The organism is uncultured Ferrimonas sp. (assembly GCF_947489035.1).
Lineage (GTDB): Bacteria > Pseudomonadota > Gammaproteobacteria > Enterobacterales > Shewanellaceae > Ferrimonas.
This window is the reverse complement of the sequence record NZ_CANLCI010000010.1, coordinates 1-26,987: the sequence shown is the minus strand read 5'-3', so window position 1 is coordinate 26,987 and position 26,987 is coordinate 1. Positions and strand designations below refer to the sequence as shown.

17 protein-coding genes and 2 pseudogenes are annotated in these 26,987 nt (G+C 53.2%); 12 read left to right on the top strand and 7 right to left on the bottom strand.

Annotated elements, in window-relative coordinates:
* Nucleotides 1-5: 5 nt before the first annotated feature.
* Entirely contained in the window at nt 6-2,714 is a 2,709-nt protein-coding gene (locus tag Q0796_RS08060; protein WP_298441812.1) for a TonB-dependent receptor, read from the bottom strand.
* A gap of 634 nt (nt 2,715-3,348) precedes the next feature.
* Between Q0796_RS08060 and Q0796_RS08055 the strand changes: the two genes are divergently transcribed.
* Nucleotides 3,349-4,977, top strand: coding sequence for an alpha-glucosidase (locus Q0796_RS08055; RefSeq protein ID WP_298441810.1), 1,629 nt, complete (start codon nt 3,349-3,351; stop codon nt 4,975-4,977).
* A 97-nt stretch (nt 4,978-5,074) separates the two neighbouring features.
* Here the strand turns inward: Q0796_RS08055 and galE are convergent, their stop codons facing one another.
* Together galE and Q0796_RS08045 are read right to left on the bottom strand one after the other, a co-directional pair.
* A complete protein-coding gene (gene galE / locus Q0796_RS08050) occupies nt 5,075-6,094 on the bottom strand; it encodes a UDP-glucose 4-epimerase GalE (RefSeq protein WP_298441808.1) in 1,020 nt (339 codons plus the stop codon).
* A gap of 159 nt (nt 6,095-6,253) precedes the next feature.
* Nucleotides 6,254-7,807: a hypothetical protein gene (locus tag Q0796_RS08045; RefSeq protein ID WP_298441806.1), complete on the bottom strand. Its 1,554-nt coding sequence runs from the start codon at nt 7,805-7,807 to the stop codon at nt 6,254-6,256.
* A 338-nt stretch (nt 7,808-8,145) separates the two neighbouring features.
* Between Q0796_RS08045 and Q0796_RS08040 the strand changes: the two genes are divergently transcribed.
* Both Q0796_RS08040 and Q0796_RS08035 read left to right on the top strand, forming a co-directional pair.
* Nucleotides 8,146-9,282 (top strand): polysaccharide export protein, encoded by a 1,137-nt coding sequence (locus Q0796_RS08040; protein ID WP_298441804.1) that lies wholly within the window; start codon nt 8,146-8,148, stop codon nt 9,280-9,282.
* Nucleotides 9,283-9,285: 3 nt separating this feature from the next.
* Nucleotides 9,286-11,580: a polysaccharide biosynthesis tyrosine autokinase gene (locus tag Q0796_RS08035; RefSeq protein ID WP_298441802.1), complete on the top strand. Its 2,295-nt coding sequence runs from the start codon at nt 9,286-9,288 to the stop codon at nt 11,578-11,580.
* Nucleotides 11,581-11,782: 202 nt separating this feature from the next.
* On the opposite strand, the gene Q0796_RS08030 is transcribed toward Q0796_RS08035, so the two are convergent.
* Nucleotides 11,783-12,505 carry a GTP pyrophosphokinase gene (locus tag Q0796_RS08030; RefSeq protein ID WP_298441800.1) on the bottom strand — a complete coding sequence of 241 codons (723 nt, stop codon included), beginning with the start codon at nt 12,503-12,505 and terminating at the stop codon, nt 11,783-11,785.
* 447 nt (nt 12,506-12,952) lie between these two features.
* On the opposite strand from Q0796_RS08030, the gene Q0796_RS08025 reads away from it, so the two are divergent.
* On the top strand, nt 12,953-14,431 hold the full coding sequence (locus Q0796_RS08025; protein ID WP_298441798.1) for a capsule assembly Wzi family protein: 1,479 nt from the start codon (nt 12,953-12,955) through the stop codon (nt 14,429-14,431).
* Between the two features lie 235 nt (nt 14,432-14,666).
* Here Q0796_RS08025 and Q0796_RS08020 read toward each other — a convergent pair whose 3' ends face one another.
* On the bottom strand, nt 14,667-14,951 hold the full coding sequence (locus Q0796_RS08020; RefSeq protein ID WP_298441797.1) for a helix-turn-helix domain-containing protein: 285 nt from the start codon (nt 14,949-14,951) through the stop codon (nt 14,667-14,669).
* A gap of 12 nt (nt 14,952-14,963) precedes the next feature.
* The gene (locus Q0796_RS08015) at nt 14,964-15,347 is read right to left on the bottom strand and encodes a type II toxin-antitoxin system RelE/ParE family toxin (RefSeq protein WP_298441795.1); all 384 of its coding nucleotides are present in this window, start codon (nt 15,345-15,347) and stop codon (nt 14,964-14,966) included.
* Between the two features lie 142 nt (nt 15,348-15,489).
* Here Q0796_RS08015 and Q0796_RS08010 point away from each other — a divergent pair, with 142 nt between their 5' ends.
* From Q0796_RS08010 to Q0796_RS07975, 8 genes and pseudogenes are all read left to right on the top strand, one after another.
* Complete coding sequence (locus Q0796_RS08010) at nt 15,490-15,837, top strand: hypothetical protein (protein ID WP_298441793.1); 348 nt, start codon at nt 15,490-15,492, stop codon at nt 15,835-15,837.
* Nucleotides 15,838-17,102: 1,265 nt separating this feature from the next.
* Nucleotides 17,103-17,591 (top strand): hypothetical protein, encoded by a 489-nt coding sequence (locus Q0796_RS08005; RefSeq protein ID WP_298441791.1) that lies wholly within the window; start codon nt 17,103-17,105, stop codon nt 17,589-17,591.
* A gap of 11 nt (nt 17,592-17,602) precedes the next feature.
* Nucleotides 17,603-19,096 (top strand): hypothetical protein, encoded by a 1,494-nt coding sequence (locus Q0796_RS08000; protein WP_298441788.1) that lies wholly within the window; start codon nt 17,603-17,605, stop codon nt 19,094-19,096.
* Nucleotides 19,093-21,936: a hypothetical protein gene (locus tag Q0796_RS07995; protein ID WP_298441786.1), complete on the top strand. Its 2,844-nt coding sequence runs from the start codon at nt 19,093-19,095 to the stop codon at nt 21,934-21,936. Before Q0796_RS08000 ends, Q0796_RS07995 begins: the two co-directional genes overlap by 4 nt.
* Before the next feature lie 15 nt (nt 21,937-21,951).
* The gene (locus Q0796_RS07990) at nt 21,952-23,202 is read left to right on the top strand and encodes a hypothetical protein (RefSeq protein WP_298441785.1); all 1,251 of its coding nucleotides are present in this window, start codon (nt 21,952-21,954) and stop codon (nt 23,200-23,202) included.
* A 429-nt stretch (nt 23,203-23,631) separates the two neighbouring features.
* Complete coding sequence (locus Q0796_RS07985; RefSeq protein ID WP_298441784.1) at nt 23,632-24,819, top strand: DUF3596 domain-containing protein; 1,188 nt, start codon at nt 23,632-23,634, stop codon at nt 24,817-24,819.
* Between the two features lie 176 nt (nt 24,820-24,995).
* Nucleotides 24,996-25,115 (top strand): annotated as a pseudogene (locus tag Q0796_RS07980) (helix-turn-helix domain-containing protein); the annotation flags it as partial.
* A 93-nt stretch (nt 25,116-25,208) separates the two neighbouring features.
* Nucleotides 25,209-26,243: an IS110 family transposase gene (locus Q0796_RS07975; RefSeq protein WP_298441783.1), complete on the top strand. Its 1,035-nt coding sequence runs from the start codon at nt 25,209-25,211 to the stop codon at nt 26,241-26,243.
* A gap of 254 nt (nt 26,244-26,497) precedes the next feature.
* On the opposite strand, the pseudogene Q0796_RS07970 reads toward Q0796_RS07975, so the two are convergent.
* A pseudogene (locus Q0796_RS07970) lies at nt 26,498-26,987 on the bottom strand (IS3 family transposase); the annotation flags it as partial.

Genomic DNA, 26,987 nt, shown 5'->3' with positions numbered 1-26,987 from the left:
ATCAATTAAAAGGCGTAGCTGGCACCCAGCATGTAGGTGCGACCGTAGGTTTGGTGATCGCGGGTTTGACGCTCGTCGCCATTACGGTAGGTGGTGAACGGTTCGTCGGTTAGGTTACTGATTTGGAACAGCAGCGATAAGCCTTCCAGTGACGCGATCCCCGATTCGGAGAAGTCGTAACCCAGCTGGGCATCCACTACGGTTTCCGCTTTCACCGTATCCAGTACTCGCTTAAAGCCCAAGTCGCTGACTTCCCCTAAGAACTCATCACGGTAGCGAGCGGAGATCCGCGCTTGGAAGCCATGATCTTCGTAGTAGGCGGTGGCGTTGAAGATGGTTTCAGACAGGCCCGGTAAGGTGATCTCGTCGCTGTCGGCAGTCTCTTTGATGGAACTGTCGTTGAAGGCACCCGAGAGGATCACCCCAAAGCTTTCCAGTGAATCATCAATCCAAGCGCCGGTCAGGTGGGTAGACACCTCCAACCCTTGCACATAGCCGCCTTCGCCATTGCGCCACTGGTTGTAGGTACCGGTGGTCCAAGCGGTGTTCTGGCCGCCGTTATAATCGCTGAAGTCGCCTTGGAAGCTCTCTTTGTAGATGTAATCGCTGATGTCTTTGTAGAAGATGGCAGCGGAGAAGTAGCCCTTATCATCAAAGTAAGTTTCGTAGCTTAAATCGTACTGCCACGCGATGTACGGCTTCAGTTCGCCGTTGCCCAGATCGGCGCTCCAAGGGGATTGGCCGTAGTCATCGCCCACTGGGTTCGGCGCTTTGTTGTTGTCGAAGTTAACGGTCAAGCTGGCGTTCATCTGATCCATGCGTGGGCGCACCAAGGTGCGAGCCGTGGCAAAGCGGATCCATTGATCGTCCATCATCTCCCAGCCTAAGTTGGCGCTTGGCAGGAATTCGGTGTATTCGGCGCCTTGGGTTACGGCAACCACATTGCGGTCGTTATCCACTTCAGCGCCCGTTGAGCTTTGATCGGTGCTGACCACTTGGAAGCCGATGTTACCTTTAAAGGCACGCTCAGCCAGTTCGGTATCGATGTTGGCTTTGAAGTAAGCGATCAACACTTTCTCTTCCACCTGCCAATCTTTGGTGGCGTTGGTGGGATCGATGTCCACTTCGTCGTACTTGTCGAACAGATCCAGTACGGCGTTAGGGTCGAACGACACCATCTGCCCCATGCCGATAAAGCCGAGATCGGCGGTGCCCACTAAGGCACTGGTTGGGATCGCCACCGATTCACCCGCCTTCAGCGACAGGTAGTAACCGGTTTTATCCATGGTCTTTTCACGCTTGGCGTAGTTGACCCCAAATTCAAGGCTGCTGAAATGGCCATCGTCAAACAGGTGCTCGGCGCCTAAACGGATCGCACTCAGTTCATCTTCTACGTCGGATTCGTTGATAAAGCCATCTTGAGTGAGGCCATTACCAAAGCCCCAGCCCTGTGGGTTGCCCAGGGTGATCAGGTTGGTGTCGGAGTAATCCAAGGTGGGCGATAAGGAGATCCCTTCGTCGCCGTTTAAGGTGAAACCGATGGTGTCGCCTTGGCCAGATTTACTTTGGCCAGTACCAGAGTAGGTTTCTAGGCCGTAATCATGGCGATCGGCGGTGGAGTAGCTAACGTCCGCTTCAACCGACCAGTTGTCGTTCAGCAGGTATTTGCTGTTCCAGCCAAACGAGAAGGTGTCGGCTTCGCGGTTACTCTTGTCGTTACGAACAATGCCGTAGGCGTTGTCGATGGTGCCATCAATCACCAAGCCGTTTTCAACGGTGCCCGGAGTGATGCCATCGCCCCAAGCGGCGGGAATTTCGATGCCACGCAAGGTGTTGTTGTCATCAAACTTGGAGTAGAACAGATCCACCACACTGGTGAAGCGATCGTTCGGGGCAAACTCAATCACCCCCATAACGCCATCGCGGTTCAGTTCACCGCTGCGAACGTAGGGCTTCAAGCCGCCAATCTCTAACACGCCATCGCTGTTTTCTGGGTAGCCCCAAGATTGGTAGCGTTCTTCTTGGCTTGGGGAGGAGAGCTTGGCGTAGCCTAAGGCGATACCGATGGTGTCATCGGCGAACTGATCGATGTACGAGATAGACGCGCGGTAGCCGCTGTCGTCGCTGTCGGCGTTCAACTTGCCTAAGTCGTTGTATTCGCCCCGAGCGTTAACCACCACGGTGCGTTCGCCGTGGGCCAGTGGGCGCACGGTTTGCAAATCGATGGTGCCGCCGATGGCTTGCGCCATAACCCCGGCATCTGGGGTTTTATAAACCACCGCGCCGTTCATCAATTCTGATGGGTATTGGTCAAACTCAACCCCGCGGTTATCACTGATGGTGACTTGCTCGCGGCCATTCAGAGTGGCGGTGGTGAAATCCGGCGACAAGCCGCGAACGGAAACCACGTTCGCTCGACCGTTCAGGCGCTGGGCGGCTAAGCCGGGAAGGCGGGCTAAGGATTCAGCAATGGAGGTGTCTGGCAGTTTGCCGATGTCTTCAGCGGAGATCGCTTCCACGATGGAGGTGCTTTCCATCTTTACGGCTTGCGATTCGGCCAAGCTGCGGCGGATCCCGCGCACTTCAATCACTTCAACATTATCTGCAACCTGATTGGCCACATTACTGTCGGCTGGCTCGGCAGCGTAAGCGACGCTACTCATTCCCGCTGCAACAATCGCTAAGGTCAACGCACTAGGCTTAAACGGTGACATGTTTATTATCCCTTTGAGGTTTAGTTTCATCCTTGGCTGCCACCACCAAACACTTGGCAATTCCTCTTAATGCCAGTGCCCACAACTTGTCAGCCAGGTTGGTTTAGAGCGATGGTAATCACCGTGCCGAGCTGTGAACAATGTTATGCATACGTATTCAAAGCCCCGCAGCCACGATTTGGCCCCAGATAGTGCCCCAAAATGAAACAAGCGCATGGGGGCTAACTCACACTTTTTCCCAGCCAAACGCGCATTCCAGAGCAATTACTCGAAACGGATCAAGGCAAATAAAATAAATTCACACTTTTGCACGCAATCGCACATCCGCCGAACGCATTGCTGAAAAAACACCCCGTAAACGGCGGCGATTGCATCCATTGCCGCAACATTGTTCGCTGCAGAGAACTTTTCGGCTCAGTATAAACGCCAAGGAAACAAGATATTTAAGTTAAATATCAATAGCTTAAATATAAAAGCGCAACCTCAGCTGACCGCCTGCAGCCCCCCCATTCCAGCCGGTGCCAAGCTGCATACGTATGCACAGTGACTCTACGGATGTGAGTCAGTTACCGTATGCTGCAATTTCGTAGCAGTCGCGCTGGCCACTGCCTCAAGCTTTAGTAAGGAAACGGCGATGAATTCGACCCAATGGTGGCGTGGCGCCCTCATTTATCAGATCTATCCGCGCAGCTTTGCCGACAGCAACCACGATGGTATCGGCGACATTCCCGGGATCACCGCCAAGCTGGATTACGTGGCCGGGCTTGGGGTTGATGCCATCTGGATCTCGCCGTTTTTTACTTCGCCGATGAAAGATTTTGGCTATGACATTGCCGACTACCGCAACGTCGATCCGATGTTCGGCACTCTAGATGATTTCAAACAGATGCTGGCCAAAGCCCATCAATTGGGGCTTAAGGTGATGATTGATCAGGTGCTTAGCCACACTTCGGATCAGCACGATTACTTTCTAGAGAGCCGCGAAGATAAGACCAACCCAAAAGCCGATTGGTACGTGTGGGCCGATCCCAACATGGATGGCACCCCGCCCAACAACTGGCTGTCGATCTTTGGTGGCGTAGCGTGGCAGTGGGAGCCGCGGCGTGAGCAATACTTCCTGCACAACTTTTTAAGCAGCCAGCCGGATCTGAACTTCCACAACCCCGATGTGCAGCAAGCGATGTTGGATAACGTCGAATTTTGGCTGCAGCTGGGGGTGGATGGCTTGCGCTTGGATGCAATTAACTTCTGCTTCCACGATAAGCAATTGCGGGATAACCCCGGCAAGCAGCCCCACGAGCGGGTGGGTCGCGGCTTCTCTGAAGACAACCCTTACGCTTACCAAAAGCACCTGTACAACAACACTCAGCCGGAAAACGTGGCCTTTTTAGAGCGGTTGCGGGCGCTGCTGGATCGCTACCCCGGCACGGCAGCGCTGGGGGAGATCTCGTCGGAAGATTCGCTGGCCACCATGGCCGAGTACACCGAAGCCGGTCGTTTGCACATGGGTTACAGCTTCGAACTGCTCACCGACGACGCCAGCGCCAGTTACATTCGCAATACGGTCTCGACCTTGGAATCTCGTGTAAGCCAAGGCTGGCCTTGTTGGTCGGTCAGCAATCACGATGTGATGCGCGTTGCCAGCCGCTGGAATCACGGCGAGCGCAGCGAGGCGATGTGTAAGATGGTGACCGCGATGGTGACTTCATTACGTGGCAGCGTGTGTTTGTTCCAAGGGGAAGAGCTGGGCTTAACCGAAGCGGATGTGCCGTTTGAGCAGCTGCAAGATCCCTACGGCATCACCTTTTGGCCTAACTTCAAAGGCCGCGATGGTTGCCGCACCCCAATGCCGTGGCACCACAACCGTGCCCATGGCGGTTTCTCGGCCAATACGCCGTGGTTGCCGGTGCCCAGCGATCATCAGCGCCTAGCGGTCGATACGCAGCACGAGGATCCGCAATCGGTGCTTAACCAATTCCGCCGCTTTACCCAGTGGCGACAGCAGCAGCCGGCACTGCAATACGGCGACATCGAGTTTATTGATGCCCCCGAACCGCTGCTGTTGTTTACTCGTCAACACCACGGCGACACCTTACTGTGCGGCTTTAACATGAGTAATGCGCCGGTCGATTTTGAGCACCAGTTTGTCACATTCGGTTCGAGTGCTCCCATCGTAGATTTGGATCATGGCCTGGCCAGCGCGCAGCTGGTGGATGGTCACTTGCGGTTTCCTGCCTACGGTGTTTTTTACGCCAAGTTGTGATTCTCCCTCACAACAAACCAAAGGGGCCGCTCAGATGAGCGGCCCCTTTTCTATTCGCGATAACAATGGCGCACTTAAACGCCCCACGAACACCCGATCACTCGCTGTAACCGTTCGGGTTTTTCGACTGCCAGCGCCAGGTGTCTTTGGTCATCTCGGCCACGCCGCGAGTGGCTTTCCAGCCCAGCTCTTGCTCGGCCAATTTCGGATCGGCGTAACAGGCGGCGATGTCTCCTGGGCGACGCGCCACCAACTGATAAGGCACCGCTTGGCCGCTGCCCTGCTCAAACGCCTGCACCATCTGCAGCACGCTGTAACCAATGCCGGTACCAAGGTTGTAGATCACCACCCCGGGTTCGCTTTGCAGTTTATCCAATGCTTTTAAGTGGCCAATGGCCAAGTCGACTACGTGGATGTAATCGCGCACGCCGGTGCCATCAACGGTGTCATAATCGTTGCCAAACACCGCCAGCTGTGGCCGCTTGCCCACCGCCACTTGGCTGATGAACGGCATCAGGTTGTTGGGGATGTCGTTAGGATCTTCACCAATCAAGCCGCTTTCGTGGGCGCCGACAGGGTTGAAGTAGCGCAAGATGGCGATGTTCCAGCGGTTATCGGACACGTACAGATCTTGCAACACCCGCTCGACCATGTATTTGCTGGTGCCGTACGGATTAGTGGTGGCGCCAACGGGAAAGTCTTCTTTGATCGGCAACGAGGCCGGATCGCCATACACGGTGGCCGAGGAGGAGAACACCAAGTTAAATACGCCTGCTTTGGCCATGGCGTTGCACAGCGACAAGGTGCCGGTAACGTTGTTTTGGTAGTAACGGATAGGGTGCGCGACCGACTCGCCTACCGCTTTCAAGCCGGCAAAATGCACGACCGAGCCGATTTGATGTTCGGCAAAGATGGTGGCGAGGATCTTGTCATCCAGAATATCGCCTTGGTAAAAACTGACGGTTTGGCCAGTGATCTGCTCAACTCGGCGCAACGACTCTTCCGAGCTGTTGCTTAAATTATCCAACACCACCACGTCGTTGCCGCTTTGCAGCAATTCCACCAAGGTGTGACTGCCAATGTAACCGGCACCACCGGTAACCAATACTTTGCTCATCATCTTTCCATTATCACGTAACTCTATGGCGCGAATGATACCGCGTTTTTAGCTAAATAGGGGTTACTCCTTTGTATGCGTTATGCCAACATCAATGTAAGCCTTTGCCGTATGGGTTTGCGTTATTTGGCGTTAATGCGCGTGAATCCGCATCGCACTCTAAAATCGCCGCCGCGCCACGGCCCGCCATTCCCACTCATTCACGTTGTCGTTATCGCTGATGGGACGGGCAAAATCCAGATGCAGGACGTTACGGCCACCGTGACTGATGTAAAAGCGCAGGCCAACCCCAACGCTTTGCAATACGCCAGCGGGGTTGTTGGGGTAATCCGAGCCACCACTGGCGCGGCCGATGTCGTAGAACACCGTACCGGCCACCTCCGCCAGCTGCCAGATATCGATGCCGGGGTAATAGCGCAGCTCGGTGGTCAGCAAGTTAACGCTGTCGCCATGCTGATATTCCGCTGGGTAGCCCCGCAGCCCAGTAAAGCCCCCCAGCGCATTCGGGGTATCCAGCGGCAGATTATCACTCCAGCGGCTGGCCCACTTGCCGTACCAGCGCCAAGACTCCCCCAGGGAGTAAAACAACTCGTTGGTGAAAGAGGCAAAATGCGATTGCTCGGTGGCGTTGGGCTGATCGCGCCACTGAAACTGGGTTAGCCACAGCAGCGACTCGCTCAATTCGGTGCCCTTATCAAAGCTGAACTCGGCGTATTCCCCTTGTTCGTTATCGCTGAAACTCCACCCCAAGCGCAGCTGCGCAGTCCAACCCAGATTAACGTCTTCGGTGGTGTTGATTAAGAACAGGTTCTGCCGGCGCTGGAAGCGGTCTTGATGCCAGCGTACCCCTGCCCAAAGCAGATCCAGTTGCCGATCTTGCGGCAGCAACGCGGTGGATCCGTTGTCGTTCGTAAAGCGGTGGCGTTCGTGGGTAAACCCCAATTGAAAGCGGCGGCTATGATGACGCCACAGCACCGGCGCCCAGCCATACCACGCTTGATAACGCTCAAGCTGGTGCCGAAACCGGTTCACCTCTTGATCGTTTTGATCAATGGCGTCGATGCGATCGTCCAACTCTGCCCCGGCCAACATCGCCTGCTGCGATAAGCTGCCCAAGAACGGTTTGCTCAGCTCCAGCAGCATGCGATCGCCATCTTCGGTATCCGCCAGCGCCATCCGGCCGTAGTAGTTATCCCAGCCATACAGCGGCGCTTTCAGTTTCAGTTCATAGCCACTGCGCTGGTAATCATCGAAATAGACCAACTCGGCATCCACTCCGTAACCGCCTAAGTTGCTGTCTTTAATGCCGGCGGTAAATTCGTTTTCTCCGGCGGAGCGGGAAAATTCGATGATCGGCAACAGCGACCAGGTATCCCAGGTTTCAACCAACACTTGGTTGCCTTGCTGGGCGGTAACTTTGGCATCGCGGAAATAGCGTTTACCGCGCAGGTGGCGTTCAACCTCATACAGGGAATCGTCGCTGATCTCGCAGATAGGAAAGGCGTTCAGCTCGGTATTGATGGTTTGCTCTTTGGTCAGAAAATGCAGCTGATTGCCCAAGCGGTGGAACCAAGAGAAGCTGTGATCGTTGGGATCAAATACGGTGTGGCGCTTAAGTTGGTACTCGATCGGCAGGCATTGGGAAAGCTGCACACTGGGCTCGGCCACTGCTGCGGTTGTGCAAACTGCCCCGAGCCACCACCAACGTGCCACTGCATTCCCCTTACCTAAAAGTCCCTTGATTAACAGTGGGCGATCCTGAAGAAAAAGCCAGCACAGAAAAAGCTAAAGAAAATTGATCTAGAACCGATATTTTACATATCGGCAACTTGGCCAGTGCAATTGGTGCGACTCGCAACAACAAGCACTGGAAGGCCGCCGCAGTACAGTGAAAATCACTGGAAAGCCATCCCTTACAGCGACATCGCACGAACATGGATTCATCCAATTGTAACAAAAAAGCAATAAACTCAGGCCGTCGTTGCAGTTAAGCGGCGGAAAATAAGATGGCGGCAACAACGAAGCCACAGCATAAGTAACAAGGATTGGCAGTGAACTCTTTTTTAAAGCACCGCATGTGGCTGTTTACCTGCGCCACCCTCTTGCTGCTGAGCGGCTGCAGTTTGAGCCCTGGTAGCCACCTGGCTTCGGCGCCCCCTCCCCCTTTCACGCCGCTGCAATCGGCCGCAGATGGTTCGGTGTTAGTGCAGCCGATCACTGCGATGCTGATAAGCCAGCTTACGCTTAATAACGGTAGCGGCAACGACGGCCAGCGCAGCCGCCCCAACCCCAAATTAGACCGTGCCCTGGCCAATTATGATTACGTGGTGGGCCGCGGTGATGTGCTGAACATTACCGTGTGGGATCACCCCGAGTTAACCATTCCCGCCGGTTCTTTTCGCAGCGCCGAAGATTCGGGAAACTGGGTGCACAACGACGGCACCATCTTTTATCCCTACGTTGGCAAACTGTTTGTGGCGGGCATGACCGTCACGCAGATCCGCGACGTGCTCACCAAGCGCCTAAGCCGAGTGGTGGAATCGCCGCAGGTGGATGTGGCCGTTGCCGGTTTTCGCAGCCAGCGGGTGTACGTGACCGGCGAAGTGGCTCAGCCTGGGCAGGTGGCGATCAGCAATGTGCCACTGACCTTGGTGGATGCGGTCAATAAAGTTGGCGGCTTATCGGAAGCGGCGGATTGGCAGCGGGTAAATCTAACCCGCGATGGTAAGGTGCACACTCTGTCGCTGCGGCAGATCTACCAGTATGGCGACATGAGCGAAAACCAGTTGCTGCGCCACAACGATGTGATCCACATTCCCCGCAACGATCATCTGCAGGTGTTTGTGATGGGTGAAGTGAGCAAACCGCAGGCGCTCACCATTAATCGCACCGGCATGTCGTTAGCCCAAGCGTTAGCAGGCAGCGGCGGCTTGGATGAGCAACACGCCGATGCCAGCGGCGTTTTTGTGCTGCGCAGTGTGCCGTCCAGCCAAGGGATGTTGGCCAAAATATTTCAGCTCAATGCCAGCGACGCCAGCGCCTTTTTACTGGCGCAGCGCTTTCCGTTAGAGCCGCAAGATGTGGTGTACGTAACCAAGGCTCCGCTGGCCCGCTGGAACGACGTCGTGCAGTTGCTGCTGCCTACCATTCAAAGCCTTAATCAGCTTGATAACCTGTTTGGCAGCTAACCGATGACGGAACCCCACGCAGCGCCAGATCAAGCCTTAGCAGCCAAAACCGCACCAGCCCTTCAGGACGACGAGATCGATCTGGGCCAGTTGCTGTCAATCTTTCGCATTGACCGCTGGCTGATCCTCGGCGGCACCCTCTGCGCCTGCGTACTGGGGATCCTCGTTGCCAGCAGCATCGCCCCCACCTACCGCGCCGACGCTTTAATTCAGCTGGATCAACGCACGGAAACCACCCCAGGGGTGGATGAGGCCAACCAACTGGTGGCGGTGGAGTCCTCAGTGCAAACCGAGATCGAGGTGCTTAAGTCGCGATTGGTGCTGGGCTTAACCGTGGATCAATTGGCGCTGCAAAACCAAGTTACACCGGTATACCTGCCCCTGTTCGGCGCCGCGGCAGCCCGCCGCTATCACGGCATCAAACCGGCCGAGCCATGGTTAGAGCCCAAATACCAATGGGGTGGCAGCTATTTGCAACTGCAGATCTTTGACGTGCCCGAGATCTGGCTCGGTGTGCCGCTGCGGGTGGTGGCGGAGGATGGCGGCCGTTATCGCCTGCTTGATGGCGCCGACAACTTGATCTTACGCGGCCAAGTGGGGCAACTGGCTAAAGCCAACGGCATTAGCGTGCTGATCTCGGCACTGCAAGCCAACTATCAAAGTGAATTTTTGCTCACGAAGTTACCGCGCTTTAGTGCCATTCGCTCCTTAGCTGGGCAGCTGCAAGTGGCAGAGCGGGGAAAGCAATCGAACATGCTGGCACTCTCGCTGCAAGGGCAGAACAAAGCCAGTTTGACTCGGATTCTGGATAGCATCACCAACAACTACCTTGAACAAAACCTGAAACGGATGGCGGCGCAGGCACAGCAAAGCATCGATTTCTTAGCCACCCAGCTGCCGCAAGTGCAAACGAAACTGCGGCGGGCAGAACAAGCGCTGAATGATTATCAGCTGAGCGTGCAATCGGTCAATGTGTCAATGGAATCCCAGCGAGTGCTGGATCAGTTGGTGGGAGTGGAAGCGGAGATCGCCGATTTAGAGGCGAAAGAGGCAGAGTTGGCGGTGCTGTTTACCCCGGAGCACCCAAACTTTCAGACCCTGAGCAAGCAGAAGCAATCTTTGCTTGAGCGCCGTAAACAGATGAATAAGGTGGTGGAGCAACTGCCCAAGACTCAACAGCAGATCGTCCGCTTTCAGCATGACGTTGAACTGAATCAACAGATCTACCTGTCGCTGCTGAAGCAAAAACAGGAACTGGAGCTGCTGCGCGAAGGCACCAGTGGCACAGTGCGCGTGCTGGATCACGCCCAACTTAATCCGGCTCCGATCAAACCGAAGAAGGCGTTAATTGTGGTGTTGGCAACGCTACTGGGCGCCATGGCTAGCGTGGCAATTGCCTTACTGCGACTGATGCTGCTGAGCCGAGTAGATAACCCCAAGCAATTGGAAGAACTGGGCTATCCGGTATTGGCCAGCGTACCCCAAAGCAAAGCCGCACGCCGATTAGAGACGCAGCAGCGCAAGCGGCCGTTGCAGCAGCGCTTAAACGGTGCCCACGCCCTATTGCCGTTAGCGGCACCGCAAGATCTCGCCGTCGAAGCCCTACGCAGTCTGCACGCCAGTTTGCACCGCCCGCTAGTGCAGGCCGACAACAAGGTAGTGATGATAACGGGCCCCTCCCCCAACATTGGCAAAAGCTTTACCGTAGCCAACTTAGCCACGGTGATGGCCTTAGCAGGGCAACGGGTGTTGGTGATTGACGCGGATCTGCGAATGGGCTACCTGCAACGGGCTTTTGGCACCCACTACGACAACGGCCTTACCGAATACCTGCAAGGCAACATCAGCCGCGCTGAAGCGTTGCGCCGCAGCACCGTAAGCAACCTCACCATCATTCCCCGTGGCGCGGTGCCGACCAACCCAACCGAGCTGTTGCAGCATCCGCGCTTTGAGCAACTGCTGCAATGGGCCAATAAGGTGTTTGATGTGGTGTTGATCGACACCCCACCACTGCTGGCCGTGACCGATCCCAGCATCATCGCCCGCCACGCTGGCACCCGTTTAATGGTGCTGAAACAGCAGCACTCCACCACCAAAGAGTTAGCGTTAGCCCAGCAGCGGCTGCAACAAAAAGACGCCAAGATCAGCGGGCTGATCCTCAATGGCATCGATCGCCACGCGGCCTACAGCGGCCTGAATTATTACGATGATTATCAATACAGCCGTAAGCGTAAGCAGGAACAAGGTTTCAAAGCCGTAGCGAGAAGAGGCATCAGCCTGAAAGGGTTATTTTCTTAGGCTAACAGCCTTATCAAACACAGCATCGGCATCAAGACACAGAGTGCATTGGGTCAATCGTTGAGACTGCCGTTGTAAGCCGAGCTGCGCCGAGAGCACTGAAAGGCAGCCGCCTAAAAACGCCAACGGCAACCCGAAGGTTGCCGCGATTGAACCAACGATGATTTAACCTAACAATGGCTGCTGCCGAAGAACCATGCCGCTAGGCCAGTCGCGCACTGCTGGGCAGATAACGCTGCCACGCTTCCTCGTACAAGGCGCGGCTATAGCGACGAAGACGGCTGATCTTAGCTTGCTCCCACACGCTCAGTGGTCGTTGTTCTTGTTCCGCTTGGCGCTCGATCGATTGTTGCTGCTGATAAGCCCGATGCTCTTCGCCGCTTTTCACTTTCTCAATCGCTTCTAGGTGTATTTGCACCTCGGCCACCATGCCGCTGTTGGGTAAACGCACCAGCACTTTAAGATCGCGGTAGCCATTGGCTTTGGGCTCAGCAAAACGGTTAAGCAGATAGATGATGTCGGCCTGTTCACACAAACTTAAGAAGGCATTTACCACACCGCTAATGTCACTGCCCACCAAGGTGGCACGGGCTAGATCCGTTAAGCGGCGGTGCTCGCCTTGCAGTTCAGTGGCGACTTTGGCTTCGGCTCGGGCAAAGGATTTGACTTGCGGCAACGTTAGGCTGGCACCACTTTCGGCCGCCACTTGGGTTAACAGCAGACCCAATTCATGCTGGGCGTCGGTGGCCAACTCGTGCAGTTGCTGTAAGGGAAGATCTGGCTGGAATAGATTGGATTGGGCAAAAGAGTGGAACTGACGCAAGATATCAAGCTGCAACTTGCGCTGTTTGGCTGGCATACCCTGCCACTGACCCACACCGCGATGTAAACCCGCGTGTTGCAGCGAGGCTTTACTTAGCCGCATGAGCATCCGACCTGATGACAACAATAGAATCACTCCCTCTCCATAACCAACATCACGACACTTTGGTGCGTTAGCTGCACGCTCAGACATCGGACAGGGACGAGGATAATGTCGCATCGAATGGATTCAAGTGATGATTAATGAATTTTGAAGTAAACGGCTAAAATTTACATTGAATGGTGATTTATCCACCAAGATGACTCTGCAAAAGGTAAAAACATTCGCAGCGATGCAAACCCGCAGCAAAAAACGCCACCAACGATAAAACAGCCGCAGCACTCAGGCTCAAGCGACATTGGCCAACAATCCGTCAACAATTGGCTCAAATGGATAACTTCGCAGCACCACACAAAGGCCAATCGACAGCAGAATAAGAGATCGACCAATACAAATGGCGGCGTTATCCCCGTATAACCTGCGGCAACTTTGCTATTTACCTGCGACTCAATGAAATCCCACGCTGCCGCTCTATTTTTTGCCTTATTTACGACTGCCGCCTCTGCTGCTCCTTGGATAGCACCTGACGATCTCCACCTGCGCGCGGATCTACAACGCCTTGGCGATGAGGGGCTGATCACCGTGCCGCTGACCACCTTCCCACTGATGTGGTCAGGCATTCGCGACAACATAATGGCCAATGGCGCCATGCCACTGAGCGACGGCGGTTTAGATGCGTTACGGCGGGTGCGCCATCGCATGAACCAAGAGATCAACAACGGTGGCCGTACATTCGCCTCACTTGGCGGCGGCAGCGACACGCCGCGGTTCCAGCACTTTGGCAGCGCGAATCGAGAACAAGGTGAAGCACAAGTCGGCGCAGAATTTTTAGGGGATCGTTTTGCTGGCAAACTGGCGGTGACTTACGCCTACGATGCACAGGACGATGAAGCGTTTCGCCTTGATGGCAGCTACCTTGCCGCGGTGTGGGGCAACTGGATTGTTGCCGCTGGCCAAATCGAACAGTGGTATGGCCCAAGCATGAACTCGGCACTATTGATGAGCACTAACGCGCGGCCGATGCCCGGAGTCCACCTAAGCCGTAACAACCCCAAGGCGTTCGACACCAAGTGGCTTTCCTGGCTGGGACCATGGACGTTGACCACCGGCGTCAGCTGGATGAACGACGACGACCGCCATATTAAGGACACCCTGCTGTACAGCTTCCGCGGCACGATTAAGCCGATCCCGCAGTTAGAACTGGGCATATCCCGTGCCGCGCAATTGTGTGGTGATGGGCGCGAGTGCGGCTTCGAAGTCTGGAAGAATATGATTACCGGCAAAGATAATACCGGGCGTGACGGGGTGAATTCAGACAATGAGCCCGGCAACCAGATCGCTGCCATCGACTTCCGCTGGGGCGATACCGCCTTTGGGGTGCCGTACGGTCTGTATGGCGAATCGATGGGCGAAGACGGCTTTAAGTTAAACAAATTGCCGCCATTCCAAGCCAAAAGCTGGCTATGGGGCGGCGACATCTCTTACCAAGCCTTTGGCCAACAGATCCGCACCTTCTTCGAATACAGCGACACTTCTGCTTGGTGCGGTGGCCAATACAACTACACTTACGAACACCGTATCTACAAAACCGGCATGCGCTACAATGGCCGAGTGATCGGCAGCACCTACGACAACGATACTTTTGCTTATGTACTTGGCAACATCGGCTTCGCGCCAAACGGCCACCAATGGAAGCTGAATCTGCGCTACTTGGACGTCAACCACGACAACAGCAACGACGCTGCGCCTGGTGGCAACCCAATATCAGACGTAAATGAGAAAATCTACCAATTGGACGGCAGTTACATCATGCCGTTGTTCGCAGGCAGGCTAGAACTCAGCGCCGGTTACGCACACTCTAAATTTAAAAGTGATAATGACTCTGATGATGAGCTAAACCTTTGGGCCATGTGGGATATTCGTCTTTAAGCGGATTCGTGAAACACAAAAAATCAAAATAGTGCCGCCGCTATTAAAGAACACGACCTAGCACGGTCTTTTCCTCTCCTTCTAACTGTCTCAGTTCTTGGATGGATTGGCGTAACCAAGCCATCCGCCTAATAGGCCGAACTATTGGGATCTGTCCAACAAAGCCCTACTCGGCGTACGACAAAAAGGCTCGGCAACAACGCCGAGCCTAACCATAACTTGGAGCCTTACTTGCTTAAATCACCGCAGAGATGCCGTTACGGTCAATAATCGAGAGAAGTCGAAGGGCTGCGCCCTGAGGCTTGGATTTACCTTGCTCCCACTTCTTTACGCTCTCACTGCTCATATTCAAAACCATTGCTAAAACGCCTTGGCTGATCCCTTCACGGGCGCGCAGTGCTTGGATCCTTTGGGCGTTAAATCCGTCCAGTTTATCCTGCATTGCAAGTGCGTCGATTTTTCGCATGGTCAGTTGATCAACGGTGCCCGTCTGAGCAAAACGCTGTGCCATGCGTTGCATTTTTTTTACCTATTATCCATCCTGCTCAACCTCTCTCAGCAAACCTTGTACGATATCGACGTTTAGCTGCTCATCATCGGCAGAAATCAGTGCCTTACCGATCAGGCGATAGGTCTCCAGCAGTCTACCTGGGATCTCCTTGCCCTTATTAGGAACGTCACTTTTTCGCCAGTCATCGATGAAGAATATCTTCTCATCACGTTTCAAAGCGATGATACTGCGGCTCGCATCGCGCTTGCTGGTGCCCCTAGGGGCGATGCGCTTTTTCAATACACCGCCCAGATCAGCATCCACTAGGCCATTGTTGACCTCAACGGCCGATTTAATGATGTCGGTATCCTTCAATCCCCCTCGTTTCATGAAATCTTCAAATTCGTCGGTAACAAAGATTCTCATTGGGGATCTCTTACACAAAAGTGTAGTAAGCAGTACCACACTTTGACTTGTTCATTCAAAGTTAAGCGATTTGTAGACAGGGTCTTCACGTACACAATGATCAGTATGGAACAACGGTTGCCGGTCAAAGGGGACGTGCCTCGTGGGAGCAAAACAGCAACAATTTGAGTATGCCGGCCTGTTGGGCCGGTATGCCCTGTTGACGCAGAACAAGGGCGTTGATTACGCCTCTGGAGAACCAAGAAACGATAACAGCTCACCTACTGCCGCCGTCCGTACTGGCGTTATCAGCACCACAGCACAGGGCAAGCGCTGCCTGGTGGTTGGCATTACCGATATGCGAAAGTCCATTTATGGCCTACCGATGATCTTGAGCGAATTAGTGGGCCCTACCCTATCACCGTTCCCGCTTCGCTTTGGAGCCAACACAAAAATGCTTGGCGCGGTTTGCCGTTATCTGATGGCACCGTTTCTTCATGCTGGGGCCTGACTGAGTGGTTTACCGGATCAGCATGAAATCGTTCTAGCATTAGTGCCTGTGCTCAGTATGGATACGCAAATGAAGTGCCACACCGATGCCGCGTAAATGACTTGGCTTGCTTTTGTTCTGTCGTGAGGGCCGTCAACGACCTATCGCTGGATTCCAGGAATAAGTTCCGACACAGCGCCTTGTCGAGCGCTTCTTGAAACCATCGATTCAATACGCGAAAAAATATTGATTCGCCCTTAGCATGGCGAAGCATAAGGCGCGATTGATGCGGATGCGGTTTTCTCCCTCGTCAGGGACGACGCCAACTCGCGAAACATTGTCATATCAAATTATCTACAATGGCATTGACGACAACCTCGAGAGTGAGATACGTTCAATCTAAGGGGCATTTTACCCCGTAGCCATATATGCTCGGTTACTCATTACGGGACAACAGAGCATCAGATGCTAAATCGAAAGCGACCAAACGGTCGACTTTCTATCACGCTCGGTATGTGTTGCACGGCAACCATAACGAAGAACGACGTTTTAACGTTGTATCAATAATGAGCTGTTCGGCGGAACTCGCCTTGCGGCCATCGAGATACGAATGAGCAGTTGCCCGCTATCGGACGACTGTGAATGATATTTACATCGAAAGTGACCAAACGGTCGACTTTCCCTCCAATGCCCCGTGTATTTGGACTTCACTTGTATCGAATTTACCGCTTCGTCGAAGCGGGTAAATCGATCATCCGCTGACGAATCAGCCCTGACTAGCAACAAGAGTCTACTTGCTTTCAGGATAAAATGTTGACTGAGCAAGTCGATCCTGAAAATCACCATTGCTACGCCGTAATTTCCACTTGGCAACCATACGTTGTGTTGAACCGCTCAGCATAGGCTGACTGCTCTGATTGAGCCGTTCTCCTATCAAGAGCCTCAGTATTCAATGGCTTCTGTTTGCCGATGTGGGAGCACTACGTGACTTCCATGGTCTTCAACAGTCAATCTTCGATAACTCAATCGAGTTAACTCGCGCGGTTTCTCTTGCCGCAACGTCGCTACCGACTTCTGCAAAACACCTCCGCAATCACGCCATCCAAGCTGACATTGCGTGTGCGTGTGCGTGTTGCACAGCCGCATTTCACTACGCGCAAAAAAATTGATTTTTTTCAATAAATTACCTTGCCCATCCCAAAAGTCGTGATGGCCCAAATAGCAACCAAAACCAATGGTGCTGTTCATCAACAACGTAAAAACACAAACCCAAACAAGGAGAAGTTATGTACAAAATTAAACGCCAAATGGCCAACGTGGCCACGCTCACCATCAAGCTTCACCCACTGACTGCATCATTGTGCAGTGACGATCCGATCTCGCTTTACGACGAGAGCTACAACCAGCTGAACGTCGAACAAATGCAGCTGCTGGGCCATGGCACACCATTGTATGTCACTCCGGTGGGCGAATCGTCGGATGGGTTCTTCTTACTTACCCCTGAGCCCATGCTTGGGGTGTTACAGCACCACCCTGCAGCCAAAAAACTGTCCATCCCACTGAATGTGATCAGTGGCGAACAACCGGACGAACTCGAAGCCATGATAACAACGCTCAATCTCACTCAGCCTGCGTTGCAACACCGGTTTCAACCACTGCAATCATTCTCAACATTAAGCCAGCGAGTTAAGCGCGGGCAGTCCCTCAGGGTTCCATTACCGACCAAAACCAGACTCGCTCAACTGGCGGGCCGCTGTAACAGCAACTTCAAATAGGGGCAGCCAACATGAGTCAAAGTCACATTAGAAAGCGCAACCTCAACGCGGGCAGTGGCACGGCCGCGCCGTCGTACCAACAGGCAATGGAATCGTTGCGCTTGGTCTTTCACGCCCTTAAGGACAATCGGCTGCTGTTCGTATGGCTCATTTTATGGCTCTCCAATCGCCTGGATAACACGCTCGATATCACCAAGGTGCGCTTATTGGCGCGTCGCACGAGCAATCAACTGCCAACGTCGGCCTGGGCCGTGCGTACCGTGTATGACGGCACCGTGAGTTGGGTTGAATTCAGCCACCCTGTCCCCGGTGAACCCCGTCGATACCTCTGGCTGCCGGTCCCAGCTTGTCTGAATCAATTTTGTCAGGCGGTGCTCAGTGAAGCCGAGTATGAAACGCCATTACTGAACGAAACCCAAGCACAGCAATTGGTGGACTTTGTTCATAAAAAGCTGCGCCCACGGGCCATTAAGTTCAAAGGCAAACCAAGGCTCGATAAGCGAATTTGGCATCGTTTTTGGCTTAAATGCGCCCTAGCCAATGCGACCTTGGACGTGCCTGCCATCGAATTAGTGTTCGGTCCAAGCGCACTCCACCACCGTCATGCTTTGGCTTACACCAGCCAAGCCCACAGTGCCATTCGTGCCCAATGGTTTGCGCTACAAAATCGGATCTTTGAACGGATCATCGGCGCTGCACGCCATCTATCCTGCGACGCTGACTTCAATCGAGTCGTTGCTGGCCGTGCTATGGCGATCGATCCTTCCCCACCGTTGGCGAAATACCTAAGCGCTTACCCCAATAAGATCGTTGCCATCGTGATGAACCCCGGCCGCGAAGAGATCCCAGATGAACATTTTGGCGGCAAACGTTGCGTCGACTTAACGGCTCTCCCTAGTGTATTTGCCACTATCCAAGCCAATACCGACTCGCTTAAACCCGAACGCGGCTCGCTGTCCAAGGCGCAACTGCTGCGGTACCACAACGCTTGGACCTGCCAATTGGCATTGCAAACCATCGCGTTAACGTCGATGCGTCCAACCGGCGCCGTCTCCCCCACGGCAGAGAGCGTGTGTGGCGACACTGCTGCCGTCAAAGACAAAGGCACATGGCGTCGTTTATACCTCAATCTTTTTCTGCAAAAGGAACTGGCTAAGTATCAAGCGTTTGCAAAGCAATTAATGCCCTCGTTCAGATTCGATACCGATAAACCCCTGTTCTATCTGCTCGATGAGGATTTCGCTGGTACGCCGTTAACGGCTCGTGTACTGCGCCGGTTTCTGGCGACGTTTTGGCCTGGCCATGTGCCCTATCAACTTCGGCACGCCTGCGCCCAAAGTCTGGCGCTGCGTAAGCTTCCCACGCATTTGATCGCTCGGGTGATGGGGCATTACCTCGATGGCGAACAGGTTGAGATCACCTTGGCCGATCGCCACTCCAAGCAACAGATCTTAGTCGCCCTGAACGGCTTAACTGCCGATTTGGGGATCCGAGGTGCCTCATGATTAACGCACTGGCGCAGCACATCCTGCAGTTCAATCGACAATCGGGCGCGGCACCGATTGAACCAGCGAGCTTAATCTGGCTACTCAATCGCTGGACACAACTGCCACAGCAGCGACGTAAAACACTGACGAATGAGGCGCTGAGAGAAGCCAAAGGGTTAATCGAGCAGCATTTTTCTCAGCATCAGTCTCATCAGGCAGCACTGCATGCGATCTTGGCCTATCTGATCCACGTGCTTGGTTGGACCGTCCCCACAAGCGTTCAGAAAACCCTGCATCAACAAGAGCAACAACGCTTTAGCGCGTTGGCCACACAGGGGCACCGAGTCGCTAAATTGAAAATCGCACTGGCTCCCATCCTTAAAGGCGATACGGTCTCCAACAGGCTCGATATTGGCGTCACCGCGTTGTATTTCCTTACTCAGATTGCGCCGCTGCCACTACGTCATCTGGTTAGCATCATCAATGTTCCCCATGCAGTAGCGATCATCGATGGTGATACCCCAATCGTCTATTTCGAGCTCGGACGCGACTTGGCAAACGGTACTGCCCATGCCGCCAGCTACGGCGTCGACCTGTTCGGCTGGCAACGACTCAAACAGCACCATCAGCAAGGCGACAAAAGCAGCGAGATAAGGCTACTGGCGGCAATCAATTGCACGCTGTCGGAGGCGCCACTCTATTTTGAGCCGCTATCGAAACACGAATTGACGGTACTCATTCAAGCCTACTGGCATATCGCACATGGGTTCGACATGCCCACGCTGAGAGACTGGAGTCACCCAGAATTGAGTGCGGCCATCCCACGAGCCCGCTTGCTTAAGCCGGCATTAACCACGCCCAACAGCAAACCGGCACGCGCCTCTATTTGGTCAACGCCGAAAGTGAGCCACGCCACTGGCGGCAACAACACCCCAAAGTGGCCCCACAAAGCGCTGCTCGATTCCATCCGTAAGCGCGGCAAACACAATTTTGATGGATTGTTGGAGCAGTCGGCTCCGGTTATCGAAGCCAACAACGTATTGCCTTACGTCGTGTACGAGCAGACCAAGAGTCTGCTCATCTTTGGTGGCAAAACGAAAGAGAAGTTGGCCCAGTCATCCATTGCAATCTACACCAGTTTGGATGGGCTGCTCGAGTCCCACCCACTGCCATTAGCCGCCTGTGCCGATGAAGAGGCCATTACCGCATGGGCACAGCGACTCACCGAGGCAGCCGAGAACGATTCGCAGCGCACCCACCTGTCCTACCTGCTGCGTTTCATGGCCACCTTTGAGCTGACCGAGGCACTGCAACTCGAACAGATTGAAAGCTCGACCACCTCTCTCTCGATCAATCCCAACCGAGTGTCGCCACTGGAATTTGGCAAAACCATCGAGTGCTTATTTGAAACCAAAAGTGATTCGGCACTGATCACCTTGTTTGCTGTTATCGGCGCGATATTAGGGTTTTACGGCGCTCTACGCAGCGGCGAAGTGGCTCGCTTGCGTATGCGTGACGTTCGCTCAATGCCCGGCAGCAAGAGTACGTTTCAATTAATAATCGGCAATACGGCCGAGGGCAAAACCAAAAATCGGCGCCGACGAGAGGTATATCTCAGCCTCCCAGAGAGTTGCGCTTACTGGCTACGCCTATTGCTTGTGATCAAACAAGGCGCTGACGCCGATGCCCCATTGATTGGCTTTGCCACAGAGGCAGTATCCACTCGCATTTCACGTTACCTCGCGGTGGTATCTAAAGCACTGCAGTGGGTTACCCAAAGTGACATTCGCTTTCATCATCTGCGCCACAGTGGCGCACAGTTGCTCACCGAACAAGTTCGCCTACTGCGCCGTGGCCCAAGCGCGCCAGTGTCTGAACTCAACTACGATACGGCCAGCTACGATCATGCCTATCAACGCTTTAGTGCGCACCATCAAGGGGAGTCGATTGAGCACCTCAACGACGCGGTGCTGTTTGGCTTGGTCGGCACGATGCTGGGGCACAGTCATCATGCGACGACCCGTAAAAGCTACCTGCATGGGCACGAACGCATGCGGCTGTTTTTATTGCCGGAGAAAACGTTGTTCGAAAAGTGGGAGCTGCGTTTTGTCTTAGGGCTAGCACCGGGCAGTAACGATCTCTCACGGCACCTAAAAAAGCTGCAGCCCAATCCTGACATTGGCGTTCGTCAACAACGGAAAAACCAAGCGGTTGAACTTGCTCCCCAGGCACTCCGAGCTTACGTCCTTCGAAAACATCGGCAAGGCACTAACTCGCCTGCAGCGCTATTGCCGCTTAAGGCGCTAAACCGTCTTTGGCTGAGCACGCTAATCCAACAAGGCCAACGCGGCTTTATCGACTACTTGCTGTTGCAGTTGTACCGCGCACAACGCCAGCCATCACCAAACGATACCGCAGCTGTGCCCATCAGCTGGGAGCTGATTAATGCGGCCTTTAACCATACCGGTCGCTACCAGGCGTTGGCGCTAACGCCCAAACAGCGTCGCTGGTTTTCCGAAACATTGCGCCAATTCACACTGACTTATCAACAAGGCAAAGGGGTTGTTGTCAAACGCTGGTTTAACGCCGACAGCGCGGCAATCGACTTTGTGGCCACCCTAACTGGCAACAACACCTTTGGGCTACTTCAGGCCCGCATCACCCTTTACGCCAACCGCAAAACCCAATCCAACACCCTGTTCAATCGGCTAACTAAGGAGGTTCGCCTACCACACCAACTGCTTCCACCGCGCTCGCTGATGAACCAAGGCCAAAGCCAAATCGCGATTGAGCTTAGCGCTTCGCATTTCCCCATCAAGCAACTTGTGTCGCTCTATTGCGACTTTTTGACTCAATAAACTGAGGACAACGTTATGAAAAGTAAAATGTTAAAGCCGCTCACCGTGGTGTTGAGCAACGAGAATGTCAAGCAACTTATCGATATTCTGAGCATCAGTCGACCGCGCGCTAAAGAGGGTCATCAACTGATGACGGTATGCGCCGATCCACAGCTAAAGCGGATGCGATTTCTCACCAGTGATCACAGTCAAACCTCACAAGTGGATATCGAAATCGCGAATTGGACGTGGTCGGTGCCAATGCAATTCGCTATCGTCGCTGACTTTGTGGAGACCATCTTAAAAACGCCTTCCCCTCAAGCGCTAACACTGTTGTTTACCCCTCAAGGGGACGGTTTGATCGAGATCAGCTTTCCCCATCTGGATCAATATCGCCACACTTACAGCCAACCTCCTGTAAAAGCGCATCTGCAAAGCCAAGAGTGGCAATCAAGCGTCAGCCCAACAATGCACGATGTCAGTCAATTTGCTCTGCTTGCCGAGCAGCTTTCGCCGCAGTGCCCGTTTGACATCGTCAAACTGAATCCGGGTTGCGACAAAATCACGGTGCTTCGCTCCGGTGTGATCAGCGAGGTACACAGTCCACTGGCGGAAACACTGAACTGCGATGCGGCGGTAACGGAGCAAGCGTTAACCAGCATCCGTAAAATCACCCAAAGCAATACCCAGAAGATGGGGTTGATGCAGGTTGGCGATAAACTGTTGATCAAAACAGACACCAGCAGCCACGCCTATCAAATCGCTAACATCGATTCTTTTCAAGCGGCAATCAACACCACGCAGACGGTGGTTGCATTTATCACTGACGGGATCGCCTTTAAACAGGAGATCAAGGCTTACCAAAAAATCGTTGAAGTCAAAAAAAACCAACGTAGCTTCCTATTGGTTCACGACAACCGCTTGATGATCAGCGCCACCACGGATAATCATAAAATGGCCGATCTGCCGGCGGTGCTCGAAATGAAGCCCAGTAACGTCAGTACACTTTACTCGCTGCAGTTAAACGACATCAATGCAGTCAAACTTCAGGGCGTTATCGACGATCGCAACATCGTACTTCGAATTGAATTATTCAGTGATGGTTCGCACCAACTGGTCTTTTACAACAACCAAAAGCCTTACGCTTTCATCCCACTGCTTCCAGAGCCGGAAAAACAGCCAGAGATGATCGCGCTTTATTGCGACTATCTAAAACAGATCAGCGACGAGCCACAATCTGAAGGCCAAGTGGATCTGTTTGGTTATGACGATCTGCTGGATATTTAGCGCAAGAATTAACGCGGCGGTGGGTAGGTAAACTGCTGAGAGTGTGACCGCTTGATTGCGCGATACTGGCTGCTCGTTCGGCCATGCGCTTTGGGGCGGTAAGTTAACTCATGTGAGAACACAGCGCTGTGATCAGCGGCGACACCTAATCAGCGCGAAAAGGAAACGAAGGGAAATAAAATCAGCACACCTGAACTGTACAAATATACAGCTGCATGTATAGTACATGTATAGTGAGTGTATAGTTAATGACCAATAGCTGCGAAATCAGCATCTAATGGTACAACTATCAATAAAGCAGTTGGGATAGGACGGCGGCAACCGCCCTACCCCGTATCGGCTGCAGAGCACTTAAACCCAGTCCAGCCGATGGGCGCATTATACGGCGCGCCATCGGATAGGGACAGATCTATCTGAGGAGGGCTAGAAATGGCCAATATCCGCGTGCGCCCAAACGGAGTCATTCAGTACGACTTACACATCTACGGTCAGCGTTTTCGGGAAAGCTCTGGCCTGCAAGCCACACCGAAAAACCTGAAAGCCTGTCAGCAGACGTTGAAGCAGATCAACGCGCAAATCGACCTAGGCACCTTCAGCTATCGGGATTTCTTTCCCAACAGCCGCAAAGTTGCCCTGTTTGAGCAGCTGGAGCGCGACCGTAATCCAGAGGCACATTTTCCCTACTTTGATCGTTACGCCCGCGACTGGTTAGCGCGCCAAGCCCACCGCTGGCAAGCGACCTACTATCGCACCGTCGAGATTAACCTCGAGAAGTACCTGTTTGCCGATTTCGGTAACACGCTGATGAATGAGATCACTTTGGGGCAGCTCGAAACCTTTCGCGATGGCCTGGTTAATCTCACCAAAGCCGATGGCAGCCGAGCCTTATCCAACGCTCGCATTAACAACATCCTTGGGCCGTTGATCAGCATCGTCAGTCGCGGCGCGGAAGAGTTAGGCTTTCCCTACCCGTTTCGCTTATACAAGGCGCTACGCGAAGAAAAGGCCGACTCAAACCCAATGACCGTCGAAGAAGTGAAGCGCTTTTTAGATTGCGTTGATCCGAAATGGCACGACTACTACGTCGTGCGTTTCTTTACTGGCCTGCGCAGTTGCGAAGTGCACGGCCTGCAAGTGGAACACCTCGATTTCAATCATCACCTCATCAAGGTGCGAAAGAACTGGGTGAAAGATCAACTGACCGTGGTCAAAACCCCTAAGTCACGTCGAGATTTGCGCATGAGCGAACCAGTCTATCAAGCGCTGCAGCGCGTCATGGCAGCCAAAAGTCGAAACGAACTCGACAGCAGCAACTTTGTCTTTACGACGCCAATTGGCACACCACTCAGTACGCATTACGTTAGCCGCCACATCTGGTACCCAACGTTGACCAAAGCGCGCCTAACCAAACGCCGCCCTTATGAGACCCGACATACTGCGGCAGTACTGCACATGGCCGCCCATGAGAATCCACTCTATATCTCGCAGATGCTCGGCCACAGCAATACCAAAATGCTGTTTGATATCTACGCGCCTTATGTGATCAACGCAGCACGTCAGGATGGTAAGGCGTTTACCCAGCTTATGACCGAACAGCAAGTGGTGAAGAAAAACTAGGTTCCTGTTACGCCGAAACTGACTAAATTAGCCATTTCACTGAGGCTAAAATACGAAAAGCCCGAGCATTGAATTGTATTAGTTCAGACCAGATCTGACACTTTGGTTTGAAAAACCGAGGGTTACCTCCTTTGATTGAAAGTGACCAAACGCTCATCAAAGAAGAGGCAACCCTCATGTACGAGAGTAATCAACAAATCATCAAACACAAGCTCGGTTTGCTCAACTTGGCTGAAGAACTGCGCAATGTATCCAAAGCTTGCAAGGTCATGGGCCTCTCCAGAGATACCTCCTACTGTAGTGATGTGATGGACGCCCCTCCCATAGACGGCGTCACAATGCGCCAGAATTAGCCACGCAATGCTAATTCGCTAGAAGGAGCGCCCACCATGAATATTAAGACAGCCGGCATCGATCTCGCAAAGAACGTTTTTCAAGTCTGTGTGCTGCGTGATGATGGCAGCATCAAATGGAACCGTAAGGTTGCTCGAAGCAAACTACTTCATGTAATCAGACAGTTTCCGGAGGGTACAGTAATCGCGATGGAAGCCTGTGCATCCGCCCATCATTGGGGACGGACATTGCTGGAGATGGGATTTAAACCACTATTGTTGCCTGCACAGGCGGTTAAGCCATTTACGCACCACCAAAAAAATGACGTTAATGATGCACTAGCAATCTGTGAGGCAGCACAGCGCCCGAGTATTCATGCTGTGTCGGTAAAATCCACAGAGCAGCAAGATATCAAGGCACTAAGGTGCGTACGTTCAAGAAGGGTTGAGCAACGCACAGCCACTTCCAATCAGATTCGGGCATTGGCAATGGAGTACGGTGTTGTATTCCCGCAAGGAATAACAACCCTGCTAGAAGCAGTGCCTGATGCTATTGCTGAGCCTACCAATGGGCTGACAGCAACAATGCGGAGTCTATTGGCTGGTTTAGCTGACGACATCCGATTATTAAATGGCGATATAGAAGAGCTCTCCTGCCAAATTGCAGCTCTCTGCAAGCAGCAAGATAGTTACCAATCGCTACTCGAAGTACCAGGATTCGGTCCCATTTGCGCCGCTGCACTAATCAGTGAGGTTGGGGATGGTAAGCAGTTTCAAAATGGCCGTCAGCTATCAGCGTGGTGTGGGTTAATACCAAGTCAGCACAGCTCTGGCGGGAAGTCGAAACTCGGTGCCATAACGAAGCATGGAAATAAAGATCTACGTGTCTTGCTTATACATGGTGCAAGGGCAGTCATCAGATTTATCGACAAGCGGGATGACCCACTTGGCAGCTGGGTTCGCCAACTCATTGAGCGTCGAGGTAAGCACAAAGCTACGGTCGCTCTTGCGAACAAACTGGCTCGAATTTCATGGTGTATTTTGTCAAAAGGGTGCCGGTTTGATGCAAGCTTAGCCTTTGTTAAGGCGTAGCCTGAACAGGCTTTTATCAAGTAATTGACAGGGAGAACACTGCCCTCCGAGTTTGCCGGAACTGATGAAAAAACGGTTAACCGTCCCTAGTTGAACCTGATCTTGACCATGGCACAGTGTTGATGCCGATGTAGTGATTAGGAGCTAGGGTTCGGATTACATCAAGGCGCGGTCGCAAGGCCATTACGACGCCGGATATATGGTCGCGAACCGAACGTTATCAGACTGGCAAAAACCGGGGCGTCCATATATGGTCAACTAAATTTGGCCACGTTTTTGTAAGTTTTCCAGTATCTTCGCTCTGACTCATTGGGCGTCAAACCGCCGTTGTAATGATGAGGTCTGAGCGAACTGTAATAGCCGATGATGTAGTCAACAATCTCACACCAAGCTTCGGCAAAATTTTGATACCCGGTTGCAGGTATCCATTCCGTTTTCAAGCTGCGAAAGAAGCGTTCCATTGTGCTGTTATCCCAGCAATTTCCCTTTCTAGATAGGCTTTGCTTGATCTGATAACGCCACAATAGCTGTCGGTACTTTCGGCTCGTATAATGGCTTCCTTGATCACTGTGAAACATCAGTCCATTTGGTTTTCCTCGCGATTCATAAGCCATCGTTCAGGCCTTAGAAGTCAATTTACTATCCGGTGAAAATGACATTGCCCAACCGATAGGTTTACGCGCAAAGAGGTCTATCACAACCGCTAGGTAAGCCCAGCGACTCCCAGCCCACACATGGGTAACA

Excerpts from the sequence above, each read along its gene's own strand:
- Q0796_RS08060 (WP_298441812.1), bottom strand. The coding sequence starts at position 2,714 with ATGTCACCGTTTAAGCCTAGTGCGTTGACCTTAGCGATTGTTGCAGCG.
- Q0796_RS08055 (WP_298441810.1), top strand. The coding sequence starts at position 3,349 with ATGAATTCGACCCAATGGTGGCGTGGCGCCCTCATTTATCAGATCTAT.
- galE (WP_298441808.1), bottom strand. The coding sequence starts at position 6,094 with ATGAGCAAAGTATTGGTTACCGGTGGTGCCGGTTACATTGGCAGTCAC.
- Q0796_RS08035 (WP_298441802.1), top strand. The coding sequence starts at position 9,286 with ATGACGGAACCCCACGCAGCGCCAGATCAAGCCTTAGCAGCCAAAACC.
- Q0796_RS08030 (WP_298441800.1), bottom strand. The coding sequence starts at position 12,505 with ATGCGGCTAAGTAAAGCCTCGCTGCAACACGCGGGTTTACATCGCGGT.
- Q0796_RS08025 (WP_298441798.1), top strand. The coding sequence starts at position 12,953 with ATGAAATCCCACGCTGCCGCTCTATTTTTTGCCTTATTTACGACTGCC.
- Q0796_RS08020 (WP_298441797.1), bottom strand. The coding sequence starts at position 14,951 with ATGCAACGCATGGCACAGCGTTTTGCTCAGACGGGCACCGTTGATCAA.
- Q0796_RS08015 (WP_298441795.1), bottom strand. The coding sequence starts at position 15,347 with ATGAGAATCTTTGTTACCGACGAATTTGAAGATTTCATGAAACGAGGG.
- Q0796_RS08005 (WP_298441791.1), top strand. The coding sequence starts at position 17,103 with ATGTACAAAATTAAACGCCAAATGGCCAACGTGGCCACGCTCACCATC.
- Q0796_RS08000 (WP_298441788.1), top strand. The coding sequence starts at position 17,603 with ATGAGTCAAAGTCACATTAGAAAGCGCAACCTCAACGCGGGCAGTGGC.
- Q0796_RS07995 (WP_298441786.1), top strand. The coding sequence starts at position 19,093 with ATGATTAACGCACTGGCGCAGCACATCCTGCAGTTCAATCGACAATCG.
- Q0796_RS07990 (WP_298441785.1), top strand. The coding sequence starts at position 21,952 with ATGAAAAGTAAAATGTTAAAGCCGCTCACCGTGGTGTTGAGCAACGAG.
- Q0796_RS07985 (WP_298441784.1), top strand. The coding sequence starts at position 23,632 with ATGGCCAATATCCGCGTGCGCCCAAACGGAGTCATTCAGTACGACTTA.
- Q0796_RS07975 (WP_298441783.1), top strand. The coding sequence starts at position 25,209 with ATGAATATTAAGACAGCCGGCATCGATCTCGCAAAGAACGTTTTTCAA.